This window comes from Rhodomicrobium sp. (assembly GCF_047605405.1).
In the GTDB taxonomy this organism is placed as follows: Bacteria; Pseudomonadota; Alphaproteobacteria; order Rhizobiales; family Rhodomicrobiaceae; genus Rhodomicrobium; species Rhodomicrobium lacus.
Window position 1 is genome coordinate 1 of record NZ_JASGFR010000008.1, and the last position, 15,830, is coordinate 15,830.

Genomic DNA, 15,830 nt, shown 5'->3' on the forward strand with positions numbered 1-15,830 from the left:
AGATTCGAACTCACGACCTCTGCAGTGCGATTGCAGCGCTCTCCCAACTGAGCTATGGCCCCTTCGACGCACATTTAGGCGCAGGCGCCCGCCCCTGTCAAGGCGCGAAGCCCCGCCTCAGGCAAACTTCTTCCACCCGCCGCTCTCATCCTGCCGCCAGTAGCTGACGGGCCGCCCGGCCGCCTTCGCGTGGCGCCATTCATCGCGCGCGATGGCCTTCGCCTCGTCGTCCGCATCGTCGAAAAGCCGGATGACGCGGACAAAGCGCTCCGGCTCGTCTTCGCGCGCTCCTTCGAGCAGAAACAGCACCTCGGCTTTGTTCGGGTTAGCTTCTTCGAGCGTGAGAAACACGGGTTGGCGGTCGGCGTGCCCGTCGCGCGCGGTGCCGTGCGGGAGAAAGGACTCGTCGCGATACGTCCAGAGCGTTGTATCGATGGCGTCGAGCCGCTCCGCGCTTGAAAAGCGGAGCGAAGCGCGCCAGCCCCGCGCCAGCGTCTTCTCGACCAGAACCGGCAATACCGCCTGAAGCGGCTGCCGCTCCAGATGATAGAACCAGAACTCGGGGCGAGCATCCGCCCCGCCGTTGTCGCTCATTTCCTGCCGGGCCTCCGGCCGTCGTCGACATAGGGGTTGTCGGTCTTGCGGACGTGGATGCGGACTGGCGATGGCCCGAGCCCGAAAGCTTTCTTCAGGTCGTTGACGAGGTAGCGCAGATAGGAATCGGGCAGCGCCTCGGGGCGCGAACAGAACACGATGAAGGTCGGTGGCCGCGCGTTCGACTGCGTGATGTAGCGGAGCTTGAGGCGGCGTCCCGCCACGGCGGGCGGCTGGTGTTTTTCGAGCGCTGTGGCGAACCAGCGATTGAGCGCGGCGGTCGAGATGCGCTTGTTCCAGGCCTCGTTCACCTTGAACGCGGCATCCATAACCTTGTCGAGGCCGCGCCCCGACAAGGCGCTTACCGGCACCAGCGGCGCGCCCGCAAGTTGCGGCAGGATGCGCTCCGCATGCTTCCGGAGTTCGGCGAGGTAGGCCTGCGGCTCGGGCACGAGATCCCACTTGTTGATCGCGAAGACAAGACCGCGGCCCTCGCGCTCGACGAGGTCGGCGATGGTGAGATCCTGCTTCTCGAAAGGTGACTGCGCGTCGAGCAGCAGGACCACGATTTCGGCGAAGCGGATGGCGCGCAGCGCGTCTCCGACAGCGAGTGTCTCGGAGCGCACCGTGATGCGCGCCTTGCGGCGCAGGCCCGCCGTATCGTAGAGCCGCACCTTCCGGCCCCGCCATTGGAAGTCGGCGGCGATCGCGTCTCGCGTAAGGCCCGCCTCGGGGCCGGTAATCATGCGTTCCTCGCCCAGAAGCGCGTTCACGAGCGTGGACTTGCCGGCGTTCGGACGCCCCGCGATGGCAAGCTTCAGCGGGCGGGCGCGCGCCTGCTCCTCGGTCAGTTCGTCGTCTTCGGGCTCCGGCTCGTCGCCTCGCGCCGCCGCGATCTCCTCAAGGCGGTTTGCAACCTCTGCCATGAGGTCGCCGAGGCCCATATTATGCTCGGCCGAAATGGGCAAAGGCTCGCCGAGGCCGAGTTCGTAGGAGCCGTAGAAGCCGGCGTCCGAAGCGCGGCTTTCGCTTTTGTTTGCCACGAGAATGAAGGGCTTGCCGGAACCGCGCACGAGGTCGGCGATGCCGCGATCCACCGAAGTCAGCTCGGCCCGGGCGTCGATCACGAACAGGATGAGATCCGATTCCGCGATGGCCTGCTCGGACTGCTCGCGCATCCGTGCGGCGATGCTGCCCGGCTCGGCGTCTTCGAGGCCCGCCGTATCGGTAAGCACCACATCGCGGCGATCGATGCGGATCTGGGTTTCCTTGCGGTCGCGCGTCAGGCCCGGCATGTCATCGACAAGCGCGAGCCGCTTGCCGGCGAGCCGGTTGAAAAGCGTTGATTTGCCGACGTTCGGACGGCCTATGATGGCGACGGTGTAGGCCATCGGCGTGACTGCCTCAGAGAGTTGACCATGCAATGCTGCGCATGCGCGCGCTGATCGTCAACGTCATAGCATGTCATGCGAAACCGGCAGGATAATTTTAGGTCGAAAAAAGCGCGATGATCGGCCCGCCGACATCGCCGCGCCGTTGTGGGAGAGGAGGGAGCGACAGACCTTCCCCCCTCCGAACGCAAGATCAGTTCATCGCGATCAGATCCGCCTTGTCGGTCAACACGAACAGCTTGCCGTTCGCGACAACGGGCGGGATCATCACCGGTGAGCCGAGATCGGTCTGCGCGCCGATTGCGCCTGTCGAGGCGTCGACGCCCGCGAAGAGCCCCTTGGAGGACGCAAGCCACAGCTTGCCGCCTGCGAGTACGGGGCCACTCCATCTCCCGTCGCCGGGAAGCTGCGTCACCCAACGCGCCTTGCCGTCCTTGCGGTTCAGCGCGATCAGCTTGCCGGTCACGTCCACCACGAACACGGAATCGCCAGCCACCCATGGCGTCTGAGAGCCGCGAATGTCGCGCGTCCAGATGCGCTGCCCCTTGTCCTTCGACGTGGCGATCAACTGCCCGCCCCGGCTCATCGCGAACAGCGTATCGCGATCCACCACAGGACGCGCGGACTCGCCGATAGCCGCCGACGAACTCGTGATATCGTTTTTCGAAAGTGTCTCCGTCCATTTCGGCTGGCCGGTCTTCACGTCGATAGCGGTGATTTCACCAGACGGGAACGGCACGAAGACGAGATTGCCGGAAACGGCCGGGCTTGCACTCGTCAGAACGGCCGCATTTTCAGGCAGGCCCTTCTGGGTCCACAATTCCGATCCGTCGTTTGCATTGAGGGCGAAAAGCTCGCTCTCCGCGTTGACGATATAGACGCGCCCGTCGGCCGCTGTGGGCGCTTCCCGGATCGGGATGAGAATTTTCTTCGTCCAGACGGGCGAGCCGGTGCCCGCATCGAGCGCCAGAACCGTGCCGAAGCCGGTCGCCACGAACACCTTTCCTCCATCAGCCGCGAGCCCGCCGCCGAACCCGGCACGGGAATGGTTGTTGCTGTTGAAGGGACGTAAGATGTCGAACCCGGCCTTTTCTTCCGGCACGGTGCTCATCTTCCAGACAGTGGCGCCGCTCTCCATCGAGATGGCGCGGATGGTGCCTTCGGCATCGAGCGTGAAGACCTTGCCGTCATAGACGATCGGGATGGCGGTCAGGCGCATGCGCTTCGACGACCCTTCGCCCGCGGACGCGGTCCAGGCGGTGCGCAGATCCTGCCCGAAGGCGAGATGGCCCGGCGCATTCGTCGGCACGCCACCCGGCTGGCTCCACGATGCATTCATGACAGCCGGAGGCAGTGACACCGGGCTTGCGACCTCGGCGGCCGCGATGCTGCCCTTGTCTTCGACACCGCCGAGAACGGACACGCGCTTGCCCGGCAGTTTCTCCTGCTTCTTGTCGAAAACCGACGTGACGGAGGAGATGCTGGGCATGCTCGGTTCGCTGAGGCCCATGGACTCGCATCCGCCGAGAAGCGCGGCGGCTGATAAAACACTTACGGATGAAACAAGCAAAAACCGACGGCCGTAACGCGCGCTATTGTGTTTTCGCTTCATTCGCTCCGTCCTTTGTCCCCGTTTGTCCGGCCTGTGCCGCCTTCGGCTGATCGAAGAGAAGGGCCAGCATGATCTGAGCCCGCTGCCGCATTCCGGCAGGCGCCGCACCATCGCTTGCGATCTCGCCGAAAATACGTTCGGCTTCATCGCGCTTGCCTTCCTTGAAGGCGGCGACACCCAGCACGTCCTTGGCAGCGAATCGCCATTCGCTCGTTCCCGAACGATAAGGAGCAAGGGTCTGAGACAGCGACTCGTAACTTTCCTTATCCACAGAGAGCGCCGCGATCTGCACGCGCGCAAAATCGCGGAGCGTCGCCGGTGCGCCCTCGTCGCTGGCCACGCCTCGATAGTCTTCGGCGGCCTGCTCGTATTTCTTCTGGGCGAGCGATTCGGCGGCCGCATGCAGACGCGCCAGAACGCGATAATTGCCCGGGCCTGAACCCGCGAGGTCGGCGAGCGCCTTCTCGGCCTCAGCCTCCCTGCCGTCCTCATGAAGCGTGATCGCGGTAACGAGCGCATCGCCACCACGGGCCGCATCGGCCGCGCGACGGGCCTGATCCCATTTATATCCGCCGACACCGGCGGCGATCACCAGCGCCGTGATACCGAGATAAATGCCGTACTTCTTGAAGAAGATCGCGGCCTGCTGGCGGCGGTGCTCCTCGTTGACCTCGCGGATAAAGCTTTCGTCACTGCTCATGGCGTTTCTGCCTTCATTATGATGTCACCGTTTTGCAACAGATAGGGCAGCGCCCGCTTCAGCGGAAGCGGCTTTCCGCGCATGCCCGTCGCATCGGTCAAAAACGCGCGCTTCTCCACGAAAAAACTGCTCGATCACCTGGGCTTTGTTTTGGACATTTTCGTGACTCGCGGCTTCTCGTCCGCAGGCTTTGCCATGGCGTAGACGTGATCCTTTGCCGGAAACTGGCGCGCCCGCACCTCCGTTGCATAATCCTTGACCGCGTCCTCGATGGCCGCACCGAGTTCGGCGAACTTCTTCACGAATTTCGGCACAGCGGGTGAAAGGCCGAGCATGTCTTCCAGCACGAGGATCTGTCCGTCGCATTCCGCCGAAGCGCCGATGCCGATGGTCGGAATCTGGATGGCGCGCGTGATTTTCGCGGCGAGCAGTTCCGCCATGCCTTCAAGCACGACGGCAAACGCGCCCGCTTCGGTGACAGCCGCTGCGTCCGCCTCGATGGCGGCCCACTCCTCCTGCCGTCGCCCTTGCGTCTTGAAGCCGCCCATCATGTTCACCGACTGCGGCGTGAGGCCGATATGTCCCATGACGGGAATGCCGCGCTGCGTGAGAAAGGCGACCGTTTCCGCCATCCGCGTGCCGCCTTCGAGCTTCACGGCGCCGCAGCCCGTTTCTTTCATCACCCGCGCGGCGTTGCGAAACGCTACAGCGGGGCTCTCCTCATAGGAACCGAACGGCATATCCACGACGACGAGCGCATGGCGTGAGCCGCGCACGACAGCCGCACCGTGCATGATCATCATGTCGAGCGGCACCGGCACCGTCGTCTCAAGCCCGTGCATCACCATCCCCAGCGAATCCCCCACGAGCAGAAAATCCATGTGCGGATCGACAAGCCGCGCGGTGTGCGCGTGATAGCAGGTGAGCGACACGATCTTGTCGCCTCCCTTCTTCGCGCGGATGTCTGGAGCCGTAACGCGCCGGATGACCGAATGCTGTGACATGGCTTGTTCCTGGTGGTCCGATTCCGACATTTGCATCAGTTCCGGCATCTCGTGCGCAAATGTCGGAAGCACGAAGGCCGCTATCAGCTTTCCTTTTCTGGCGGAGCGTTCGAACGAGCGCGCGGCGACGTTATCTCGATTTTTCCGAATTCGCCCGACCAGGAGACTAAGAGCGCTGAATAGCGGAAATGGGGTGCCGGGGAAATATGCAAGAGCGCGGCGCTTCCGAAAATTAACCGAGTTTGCGAAATAAGCTGGCACTCGCTTCGAGTTTTAGGAAAAATCGTTAAAAGTTGGAATTATGTTCGGAGGGTTTCATGATCAGGCGCGTATTTGCTGCGCTGACGCTCTTCGCATTGGTCGTCGCGTATCAGTCGACGCTCGAAGCGAACGCCGTTCCTCTGTCGCAGGCATCGAGCCTTGCGCAAGCAATTGACGCCAAGTCTTCGGTGATCAAGGTCGATGAGGAATACGATTACCGTTATCGCTACAACAACGCATCCGGCTATGGTTACGGCTCTGGCTACGCGTATCGTTACGGCGAACCGCGTTACTACTGGACGCGCCGCCGCGGCTGCGGCTGGGACTATCCGTGCGAACCGCGCCCTTCATACGGCAAGCGCTATTTCAGCGGCGGCAATTCGCAGGTCTACATCAAGAACAACTACGGCACCGTGAACGTGTATTCGAACGGCGAGCGCCGCAAGTATCAACGTCCTTACTACAGGTCTTATCGCTGGCGCGACCGCTATGAAGAGAGTTGGTACCGTAACGATTGCGGCGTCTTCTGCTGGTACAAGCGCGTGAGGTCGGGCTATTGCGGCCATGGTTGCGAAAACTATCGCGAGCGCGTCCGCTATGAAACCGGCTATCGCACGGTTGAATATCCCCGGCCCTATTTCTATCGCTCCCGCCCGCGCTATGACGATTACGGCTCGACGCGTTACGAGCGCCCGTATGACGACGAACGCGTGCCGCTTCGCCGCTTCGACGGCCCGCGCTACTAGTGGTCCGATTCCGACATTTGCATCCGCTTGCAGCACGCTTGCGAGCAAATGTCGGATCGAAAGGACCGCGAGCAACATCATGATTCAAGCGGAGCTTTTGAATTTGACATTTGAGCGAGAGTTCGCAGCCACCGGGACTCAAATGTCAAATTCGCTCCACTAGGTCAGTCGACGTAATCGGACTCGATTTACGCAAGGCAGGCTGATCGAAAACGCAAATCTACAGCGTCGTGCCTCGTCCGTTCCACGACACGACGCTGTAGGCCGTGATTGCGGCCCATTCGGACTGAGAGCACATCATGTCGGCCGGTGCTCCTCATATCGGGCGAGCGGGCAAGACAGTGTGTAATCTTCGTGATCCCACACGTTCCTTGAGCTTGGCCAAACTCGCAGGACCTAAACTTACCCCAATCGCCGGAGTGGGGGAGCAGCCCATCGCCCGCGGCATCCGGTGTCAGGATTTCCGCCGCCGGAGCTTACCGGCGCAGCCGGCTTTCGCGCACGAACAGCAACATCAGCCGCGAGCTCCAGAAACATCGCGTTCTCGTCAATACATGTGCGTGTTGACGTGATTTGTGGGACAGCATGCAAACGTGAAAATTTCCGGCGCTGGCGGAGGCGGAACGAAGCGCGGGCTGCGATAGACCCAATAGAGCGGTCTCGCGGCGGGGGCGCGGTATGTCGTTGCCGCACGCGCACCATGGTGCGAACGCCATCCCGACGCGTCGGCCCCGTCTCGAATTCCGGGCGATATCGCCGCCAGCAGCGCACCGAAAAGAAGAAGAGCGATCATTCTCATCATCACCTGCACCTCTCGCGGTCACAGCCGAACATTCGACTATGGTGCCGATGATAAACCGGAGGTGGTAAAGGTGCTGCGAACGCAGCCTGACGCATCGCTCGCCACGGCGGGAGCAATTATCCATCATCCCAAAGCGGGAGACGATCGGCCCAATTTCAGCTTGAAGTTGTGCACAGATTAAAATAGAGTTGGCCGGACCCGGGTGGGGCAGGGGTCCGGCCTTCTGGGCACTTGAGAGGGAAATGATCGAAGCTATCCTTGGGCGTGGATAGACAGGGATCATTAACGATGCACGAGAGCTGCTCTCCAATGAGTTGAGCTATCGATCTTGTTAACCGGCTGAGCTACAAGTTCGCGTTTCTCTCTTGCCTCGCTGGAAATACAACTATAGCGAGAAAGGATAAGGCGCAACTACTTTTACGTGCGTTTTTGTTTGATTCGCCTAAAAGTTGCGGCGCGGACACAGTGAGGGGGTTGATGGCGGAGGTTGCGCTGATCACCGGCGGGGCTGTGCGGATCGGAAGAGCGATCGCGATCCACCTCGCCTCTCGCGGATTTATCGTTGCGATTCAATACAATAAGTCGAAGATGGACGCCGATGCCACTGTTGCCGAGATCGCGGCGGCGGGTGGCGTAGCCGCAGGTTTTCAGGCCGACCTGGAATCTCACGCAGACGTTGCACAGCTTATCCCCAGGGTGGTCGCAGAAGTCGGCCGCCTCACATGCCTCGTCAACAACGCGTCGACCTTCGCCGATGACAATCTCGCATCGCTCACGCCCGAAAGCTGGCGGCGCCATATGGCGGTCAACCTGGAAGCGCCCGTCTTTCTCGCGCAACCTTTCGTTGCGCAGCTTCCAGCCGGTGCCGATGGCAACATCGTCAACATTCTCGATCAGCGCGTGCTGCGCCCCAACCCGCATTTTTTCTCTTATACAGTAAGCAAGGCCGCGCTTCATTCCGCGACGAAAACCTTGGCGCAAGCGCTCGCGCCACGCATCCGCGTCAACGCCGTTGCACCGGGCCCCACGCTGAAGAGCATCCATCAGACGGAAGACGAGTTTGCCCGCGAGGACGCCGCTATGCCGCTCGGCCACGGCGCGAGGCCAGACGAGATCGCGCGCGCGGTCGGCTTCCTCCTCGACCAGCCATCCATCACCGGCCAGACCATCGCCGTCGACGGCGGCCAGCATCTGATGTGGCAAACGCCGGACATCCGCGTTACATAACCGGCATGCCCGACATCGAGGACACAATCGAAGTGGCGTCGGACCTCGCGGCGGAGGACGCCGCGAGCGCGCCCGAGACCGGCCCGCACGTCATCCATCGCTATGTGAAGAACCTCGGCACCGGCCCCGGCGTCTATCGCATGATGGATCTCGCGGGCGAGGTGATCTATGTCGGCAAGGCCCGGAACCTGAAGGCCCGCGTGCAGAACTATACGCGCATGGGCGGCCACACGAACCGAATCGCCGCGATGATCCGCTCGACGGCGACGATGGAATTCGTGAATACGCGCACCGAAGCGGAGGCGCTGCTTCTCGAAGCGAACCTCATCAAGCGTTTCAAGCCGCGCTATAATGTGTCGTTTCGCGATGACAAGTCGTTCCCTTACATCGTGATCCGGCGCGATCAGGAAGCGGCGCAAATTGCGAAGCATCGCGGCGCGCGCACGGTCAAGGGCGACTATTTCGGGCCGTTCGCGAGCGCGGGCGCCGTGAATCGCACCATCAACACCCTTCAGCGCGCCTTTCTTCTGCGCACCTGCGCCGACAGCGTCTACGACAGCCGCACGCGGCCCTGTCTCCTGTTTCAGATCAAGCGCTGCGCGGGCCCGTGCACGCGCGAAATCCCGCTCGGCGAATACGCAAAGCTCGTGGAAGAAGCGACGGCGTTCCTGTCCGGCAAAACGGACGCCGTGCAGCGGAAGCTCAACACACTGATGGAGGAGGCCGCCGAAGCGCTGGAGTTCGAGCGTGCCGCGAAATATCGCAACCGGCTGTGGGCGCTGGCGCATGTCCAGGCGCATCAGGGCATCAATCCGAAGGGCGTCGAGGAGGCGGACGTTTTCGCCATCGCGCAGGAAGGGGGCCAGACCTGCATTCAGGTCTTCTTTTTCCGCAGCGGCCAGAACTGGGGCAACCGCGCCTATTTCCCGCGCGCCGACAAGAGCCTTTCGCCCGCCGAGGTGCTCGGCTCCTTCATCTCCCAGTTCTACGACGACAAGCTCGTGCCGCGCTGCGTGTTTCTTTCAGAGGAGGTACCCGAGCAGGCGCTCATCTCGGAGGCGCTTTCCACGAAGCTTGGCCGCAAGGTAGAGGTCGTCACGCCGAGGCGGGGCGAAAAGCGCGAACTCGTCGACTACGCGCATCAGAACGCGCGCGAGGCGCTGGGCCGCAAGCTTGCGGAGACGACGAGCAATGCGAGGCTGCTCGCGGGAGTCGCGCAGGTCTTCGGTCTCGAACGGGTGCCGCGCCGCATCGAGGTTTACGACAACTCCCATATCATGGGCACGAACGCGGTCGGCGGCATGATCGTCGCCGGGCCCGAAGGCTTCGCGAAGAACCACTATCGCAAGTTCAACATCCGCGCCGCCGACCTCACGCCGGGCGACGATTTCGGCATGATGCGCGAGGTTCTGACGCGGCGGTTCAAACGCCTCATCAAGGAGCACGGCCTTCCGGCTGGCGACGCCGCGGCGAGCGATACTCCGTCGGAGATGGAGGCGGCAGGGAAAGCCCCGGCGACCGCGACAATCGCAAGCGAGACCTCGTCGCTGCCTTCGCCCGCGGAAGAGGAATATCCAGAGGAAGAGAACGGCGAGGCGGCTGCGCAGGGCGGCGATGTCGGCGCGTGGCCGGATCTCCTGCTGATCGACGGCGGCGCGGGCCAGCTTTCCGCCGCGCAGGAGGTGCTGGCCGAACTCGGGCTGCATGGGCTCGCCATCGCGGGCATCGCCAAGGGGCCCGACCGGAATGCGGGACGCGAACGCTTCTTCATGCCGGGCAAACCGCCCTTCTCTCTTCCGCTCAACGATCCGGTGCTCTACTTCGTGCAGCGGCTTCGCGACGAGGCGCACCGTTTCGCCATCGGCTCGCATCGCGCGAAACGGAAGAAGGCCATGACAGAGAATGAACTCGACGGCATTCCGGGCATCGGGCCGACGCGCAAGCGCGCGCTCCTGAAGCATTTCGGCTCGGCGAAGGCTGTCAGCCGCGCCGGGCTCTCCGATCTTCAGGCGGTCGACGGCATCAACGCCGCCATGGCTCAGCAGATCTACGACTGGTACAACGACCGCAAGTAAGTGCTTCGCCGGAACGGAAAAACGTTCACGCCCTTTTGGTGGGAAAGCGCCTCACTGACGACGCAAAACAAAGCGATCCGTGCCAGAACTTCGGGAGAAGCGGCGCACATTTGGCGAATCACCTAGCTTATAGCCGTGCGGCGTCAAAGGTGACCGGTTGCCGCTTCAACAGCACCTCAGAGGGAGACTTAACAATGCGGAATGCAGTGTGCGCAGCCGTGGCGGCGGCGTTCTTGGCAGCGAGCGCGGGCGCTATGGCCCAATATAACGGCCATCGGGGCACGAAGGACGAACAGGAAGCTTGCAAGCCCGACGTTTATCGCCTCTGCCCCGAATACGTGATGCCGCCTCAGGAAGACAAGATCCTCGCCTGTCTGAAGTCCAAGCGGAAGGAACTCAGCCAGGCCTGCAAGAAGGTTATCGACTAAAGCCGGTTCGATCTGATTGGATCGCAATCGGAGCGGCATGATGGTCTCTTCCATAACCAGTATAGAAACCGGAAGCGGCTTCACCGATCAATTGGATCGCCCTGATTGGATCAGGTTCCAGTCTGCGTCAAATCGGATTTGATTTGACGCAGACAATTTATCAGCGCCGCGTCCGGTTTCACCGCATGACACCTGAGTGCCTCCGCCTCGCGCTCATTACCGCGCTGAAGTTTCATGATGGCGGTGCGGTTGCAACAGGCCGGACGCAATCTGCCGTTCACCCTGATTTCGATTGCTTGGCTTGGGCTCGGCGGCCTATGGTGCCGCGACCTTATCGTCAGCGGCGGTAAAAGACGCCGCAGTGCTGACACAGCAAGAGCGAGGCGGCAGTGGCACGCGAGGCGATCATCCAGGAAGACACCATCATCAAGGGCAAGATTCGCAATTGCCGCCAGATGGAAATCCATGGCTATGTCGAAGGCGAACTTGCCGCCGAATCGGTGATCGTCCATCAAGGCGGCACGTTTTTCGGCACGCTGAAGACCGATCAGGCCGATGTCGCGGGCTCGCTCCAGGGCGAGGTCTTCGTGAAGAACCTCATCAGCATCAGAAGCTCCGGTGTCGTGAACGGCAATGTGCGTTACGGCCAGCTTGCCATGGAAATGGGGGCCGACCTCTCGGCCGAACTGCGCAATGTGCCGCCGAAGCTCGCAGGCGATCTCGACGTCACGGTCAAGCGCGGGCGCTCGGTCGTGATTACGACGGAAGACCTCACCGCCATCGACCCCGACGACAGCGCAGACGAGTTGAGCTATGCCGTGTCAAACGCGTCGAACGGTATCGTGGCACTTGCGGCGAACGCGGGCATTTCGGTGGACCGCTTTACGCAGGCCGACATCGAAGCGGGACGCGTCCTCTTCGTGCATGACGGCGGCGATAGCAACACCGCGAGTTTCGACGTGCTCGTCTCGGACGAGAGCGGGGCTAACTCAGGCCGCGCGCAAACTGTGCATGTGAACGTCCGGGGCTGACGCGCGCTTCCCTCAGCAGACCATTTTTCCATAGATCCCAGTCCAGCTGCCGTCGCTCGCTTGCGCATGGCTCGCGCAGGCAAGCTGACGTGGCAGAAGCCGTGTGCCGTCACTCGACTGCGCGGAGTGCCGGAAAGCAAATAAAAGAAGCCGCTCCGAACGAAGGAGCGCCGCCCTTTCGGGCGGCTTCTGCAATCGTGCGGACCGGCCGCGATCAAGCGAATTCCATGATCACCGCGTCCACCGCGAGGCTGTCGCCCGGCTTCGCGCGAAGCTTCGTCACGGTGACATCGCGCTCGGCCTTCAAGACATTCTGCATCTTCATGGCCTCGACGATGGCAAGCTGCTCGCCCTCCTTCACCTCCTGGCCCTCTTCCACCGAAATGGACACCACAAGGCCCGGCATCGGGCAGAGAAGCTTCTTCGAGGTGTCGGCGGCCTTCTTCTCGGGCATCAGCGCGATCAGATCGGCCTCGCGGGTCGTGTAGACATGGGCTTTCGTGCGCACGCCATTATAGGACAGGTCGAAGCCGTTCGGAATGACCCGCACCTGCACCGAGACTTCCTTGCCATCGACCTTGCCGTGCCAGATGGGCTTGCCGAACCACCATTTGGTTTCGAACTCGACCGTCTTTTGCGGATTGCCGTCGGCATCCGTGAAGGTAACGGTCGTGCCGTTCTTGTAATCGCCCGCCAGCACCACATGCTGCTCGAACTTGCCGAGCTTGACGATACGCGCCGCGCCGAGACGCAGGCCGACCGCATGCGGAAGCTGCCCCGAAATGTGGCGGCGGCGGATGTTATTGATGTGGTCGATCCAGGCGGCGACGGCGGCGAGAATATCGCGTTCCTCGCCCTCCGGCTCGCGATGATGGAAGCCGTCCGGATATTCTTCCGCGATGAAGCCGGTGGAGAGATTGCCCGCGCGCCAGCGCGGATGCTGCATGAGCGCCGAGAGGAACGGGATGTTGTGCTCGATGCCATCGATGTAGAACGCGTCGAGCGCGGCGGCCTGCGCATTGATGGCGGCTTCGCGCGTCGGTCCCCAGGTGATGAGCTTGGCGATCATCGGATCGTAGAACATCGAGATTTCGCCGCCCTCTTCCGTGCCGGTGTCGTTGCGCACGATGGTGCCGTTCAGGCGCGGCCCCTCGACCGGCGGCCGATACTTCACGAGGCGGCCGATGGAGGGCAGGAACTTGCGGAACGGATCTTCGGCGTAGACGCGGCTCTCCACGGCCCAGCCGTTGATCTTCAGGTCTTCCTGCTTGAACTGGAGCTTCTCGCCATAGGCCACGCGGATCATCTGTTCCACGAGGTCGAGACCCGTGATCATCTCCGTGACCGGGTGCTCCACCTGAAGGCGCGTGTTCATTTCGAGGAAGTAGAAGTTCTTCTTCGGGTCGACGATGAACTCGACGGTGCCCGCGCTCTCGTAGTTCACTGCCTTCGACAGGGCCACCGCCTGCTCACCCATCGCCTTGCGCGTGGCTTCGTCGAGGAACGGGCTCGGCGCTTCCTCGATGACCTTCTGGTTGCGGCGCTGGATGGAACATTCGCGCTCGAACACGTAGACCACGTTGCCGTGCTTGTCGCCGAGCACCTGTATTTCGATATGGCGCGGGTTCTCGACGAATTTTTCGATGAACACGCGGTCGTCGCCGAAGCTCGATTTCGCCTCCGCCGTCGAGGTGAGGAAGCCCTCGCGCACTTCGTCGGCCGAGCGCGCGATGCGCATGCCCTTGCCGCCGCCGCCCGCGCTGGCCTTGATCATCACCGGATAACCGATGTCGTTCGCGATCGAGATCGCCTGCTCAGGGCTTTCGATGACGCCGAGATAACCCGGAACGGTCGAGACCCGCGCTTGCGCCGCGGCTTTCTTCGACTCGATCTTGTCGCCCATCGCCTTGATGGCTTCGATGTTCGGGCCGATGAAGGCGATGCCGGCCTCCTTCAGCGCCTCTGCGAAGCCGGCATTTTCCGAAAGGAAGCCATAACCGGGGTGGATGGCTTCCGCGCCGGTCTTTTTCGCCGCCTCGATGATCTTCTCAGCGATGAGGTAAGACTGGGCGGCTGGAGCCGGACCGATCAGCACGGCCTCGTCCGCCATTTCCACGTGCACGGCGTTTCGGTCGGCCTCGGAGTAGACGGCGACCGTCTTGATGCCCATACGGCGCGCGGTCTTGATCACCCGGCAGGCGATCTCGCCCCGGTTTGCGATGAGAATCTTCTTGAACATTGCGGGCATCCTATGCGGCAGGCAGCGGCAGTTTGGTATTTATTGTCTTGTTTGCGCCTGTTCTAGCCGTCATATGGCCGCGCATCAATCCTGCTAATTATCGACTGCTGCCATATACCACGCATGCGGTTTAGGTAGGGCTTGAGCATTGCCTCTGGGAAGCGCGCGGGTGTGCTCGCCGGTTACGCGTCGTCCCGGTCGTGAGCCATCATCATCACGGCCGCGCCCGCCGCCGCGCTGCCGAACGTGACGGCGAAGCCAGCCATCAGCATGCCGATGGGTACGAGCGGCGCTTCCGATGTCGCGATCAGTGTGCCGACGCCGTTCACGTCGGTCGCGAGGATGAGCACGAGCAAGAGCCAGCCCGCAAGGATGCCGATACCGGCGTTCAGTCCGAGAAAGCGGATGAGTTGCGGAAGATCGTTCCAGCCCGCGAACGCGCGTTTCAAAAGAAGCTTCATGTTCGCCCTCGCTCTTGAACGGTCCGATCGAGCCGCTTATCGGGGGAATTCGCCTTTGCGGGCGCGAACTCCCGAGCAGCGTTTTCCGTACCATGCCACGGTCGGAAGTCGCTCGCATGAGGGCCAATGCGCGAGCACGTGAAATTGTTCACGAGAGGAGCTGTAAGAAACGGCGAGCGGCTTTGGAAAAAGGTGGAGAAAAGAATTTCAGAAGAAACGGATCGGGTAAGGAGAGCGGGGCAATTCCTCGATTGCGAAGGGAGGAGGTTGTCCCGCTTATTCCAAGGAGGTGTCCACCGTGTCGACTTAGCTGCGGACGGACACCAGCCTTCTTCAAAGCTTACGCGTCAGATTTGATAGCCGGCCAGGCCTTGAACGGGAAAGGCTTCTCCTCCGTGTCATGGTAGATGAACCGCGATGCGTCACCCAGCCACTGACCTAAGCTTGGTCCGAACCGAGACAGGAACGGGTTCGGAGCCCGCTGAACGAGAAACCAGACCAACTGCACGAGAGCCAACGCAAAAAAGAGGCTCTGCCCGACACTGAACAGAACAAGAAAGAAAAGTGAGAGACCCGCGCGAGGCCAGTTCCTTGGCTCCTGCGCGGCATCAGACTTGGTCTTGTCGGCCTCCACGGCCGAGAGATTTGCTGCTTCACTCATCATGGTATCCTCCATCCCTTCGCAACCCCCGCTTATCATGGGAAGTGAGCGGCATTGCGCCGTTGGGGCGATATGCGACATTCCGCCACAGCTTCTCCACAGAGGTGGGCCGGTTAGAGGGCGTTTCGGGGTTGTCATGACGCACTCGGACACGCTTGGCGCGTGTTTCACTCAAGATTCATCAGGGGTCGCGCCGCGCGGGCACTAACCGCTCAATCTCGATTCGATTCGCCGCCGTCGTCGAAATGCAGCGCGAGCCACACGGTGGGCGCGTCCGGCGGCGTCCAGTCCACCCGGTGGCGCCGCCGGGCCGGAATGAAAACGTAGTCGCCGGGTTTCAGCGTTCGAGCCTCCTCCTCGCCCTCGAACCGCAGGCGCGCGGCGCCGGAGAGCAGCAACACCCATTCGGCGGACGGCTGATCGTACCAGAAGTCCGGCGGGCTCGCCTGCCCGGTCGAAACGATGCGTTCGACGCGAAGCCCCGGAACGTCGAGAAGCGCGGCGATGTCTTCATCCGCGCTCCCAATGACCGGCAGATCGGCAAAAATGTTGCCTTCGTTCGCCATCGACGCTCCCCCCGGCCTTCGATCTCGGATCG

15 protein-coding genes are annotated in these 15,830 nt (G+C 62.1%); 5 read left to right on the forward strand and 10 right to left on the reverse strand.

The window, feature by feature from the left end:
- Nucleotides 1-117 precede the first annotated feature (117 nt).
- From QM659_RS04890 to panB, 6 genes are all read right to left on the reverse strand, one after another.
- Nucleotides 118-594: a DNA polymerase III subunit chi gene (locus QM659_RS04890; RefSeq protein ID WP_415187581.1), complete on the reverse strand. Its 477-nt coding sequence runs from the start codon at nt 592-594 to the stop codon at nt 118-120.
- On the reverse strand, nt 591-1,985 hold the full coding sequence (gene der / locus QM659_RS04895; protein WP_303481926.1) for a ribosome biogenesis GTPase Der: 1,395 nt from the start codon (nt 1,983-1,985) through the stop codon (nt 591-593). The genes QM659_RS04890 and der overlap by 4 nt, the downstream gene beginning before the upstream one ends.
- Before the next feature lie 193 nt (nt 1,986-2,178).
- Entirely contained in the window at nt 2,179-3,474 is a 1,296-nt protein-coding gene (locus QM659_RS04900; protein WP_164729877.1) for a PQQ-binding-like beta-propeller repeat protein, read from the reverse strand.
- 103 nt (nt 3,475-3,577) lie between these two features.
- Nucleotides 3,578-4,297: a tetratricopeptide repeat protein gene (locus tag QM659_RS04905; RefSeq protein WP_127076568.1), complete on the reverse strand. Its 720-nt coding sequence runs from the start codon at nt 4,295-4,297 to the stop codon at nt 3,578-3,580.
- Entirely contained in the window at nt 4,294-4,416 is a 123-nt protein-coding gene (locus QM659_RS04910) for a hypothetical protein (RefSeq protein ID WP_281023866.1), read from the reverse strand. Before QM659_RS04910 ends, QM659_RS04905 begins: the two co-directional genes overlap by 4 nt.
- Before the next feature lie 15 nt (nt 4,417-4,431).
- Nucleotides 4,432-5,301 (reverse strand): 3-methyl-2-oxobutanoate hydroxymethyltransferase, encoded by an 870-nt coding sequence (panB, locus tag QM659_RS04915; RefSeq protein ID WP_127076569.1) that lies wholly within the window; start codon nt 5,299-5,301, stop codon nt 4,432-4,434.
- A 317-nt stretch (nt 5,302-5,618) separates the two neighbouring features.
- Between panB and QM659_RS04920 the strand changes: the two genes are divergently transcribed.
- The 5 genes from QM659_RS04920 to QM659_RS04940 all read left to right on the forward strand — a co-directional run bounded on the left by QM659_RS04920 (nt 5,619) and on the right by QM659_RS04940 (nt 11,871).
- Complete coding sequence (locus QM659_RS04920; protein WP_415187582.1) at nt 5,619-6,308, forward strand: hypothetical protein; 690 nt, start codon at nt 5,619-5,621, stop codon at nt 6,306-6,308.
- Between the two features lie 1,279 nt (nt 6,309-7,587).
- A complete protein-coding gene (locus tag QM659_RS04925; RefSeq protein ID WP_415187583.1) occupies nt 7,588-8,337 on the forward strand; it encodes an SDR family oxidoreductase in 750 nt (249 codons plus the stop codon).
- A gap of 5 nt (nt 8,338-8,342) precedes the next feature.
- The gene (gene uvrC / locus QM659_RS04930) at nt 8,343-10,412 is read left to right on the forward strand and encodes an excinuclease ABC subunit UvrC (RefSeq protein WP_415187584.1); all 2,070 of its coding nucleotides are present in this window, start codon (nt 8,343-8,345) and stop codon (nt 10,410-10,412) included.
- Between the two features lie 194 nt (nt 10,413-10,606).
- A complete protein-coding gene (locus tag QM659_RS04935) occupies nt 10,607-10,840 on the forward strand; it encodes a hypothetical protein (RefSeq protein WP_127076573.1) in 234 nt (77 codons plus the stop codon).
- Nucleotides 10,841-11,229: 389 nt separating this feature from the next.
- A complete protein-coding gene (locus QM659_RS04940; protein ID WP_415187585.1) occupies nt 11,230-11,871 on the forward strand; it encodes a polymer-forming cytoskeletal protein in 642 nt (213 codons plus the stop codon).
- 214 nt (nt 11,872-12,085) lie between these two features.
- On the opposite strand, the gene QM659_RS04945 is transcribed toward QM659_RS04940, so the two are convergent.
- The 4 genes from QM659_RS04945 to QM659_RS04960 all read right to left on the reverse strand — a co-directional run bounded on the left by QM659_RS04945 (nt 12,086) and on the right by QM659_RS04960 (nt 15,798).
- Nucleotides 12,086-14,110, reverse strand: a complete 2,025-nt coding sequence (locus QM659_RS04945; protein ID WP_303481945.1) for an acetyl/propionyl/methylcrotonyl-CoA carboxylase subunit alpha — start codon at nt 14,108-14,110, stop codon at nt 12,086-12,088.
- Between the two features lie 182 nt (nt 14,111-14,292).
- The gene (locus QM659_RS04950; RefSeq protein WP_415187586.1) at nt 14,293-14,571 is read right to left on the reverse strand and encodes a hypothetical protein; all 279 of its coding nucleotides are present in this window, start codon (nt 14,569-14,571) and stop codon (nt 14,293-14,295) included.
- 340 nt (nt 14,572-14,911) lie between these two features.
- Nucleotides 14,912-15,235 carry a DUF4389 domain-containing protein gene (locus QM659_RS04955; RefSeq protein ID WP_164729878.1) on the reverse strand — a complete coding sequence of 108 codons (324 nt, stop codon included), beginning with the start codon at nt 15,233-15,235 and terminating at the stop codon, nt 14,912-14,914.
- Nucleotides 15,236-15,444: 209 nt separating this feature from the next.
- On the reverse strand, nt 15,445-15,798 hold the full coding sequence (locus QM659_RS04960) for a cupin domain-containing protein (protein ID WP_415187587.1): 354 nt from the start codon (nt 15,796-15,798) through the stop codon (nt 15,445-15,447).
- Between the last annotated feature and the right edge of the window lie 32 nt (nt 15,799-15,830).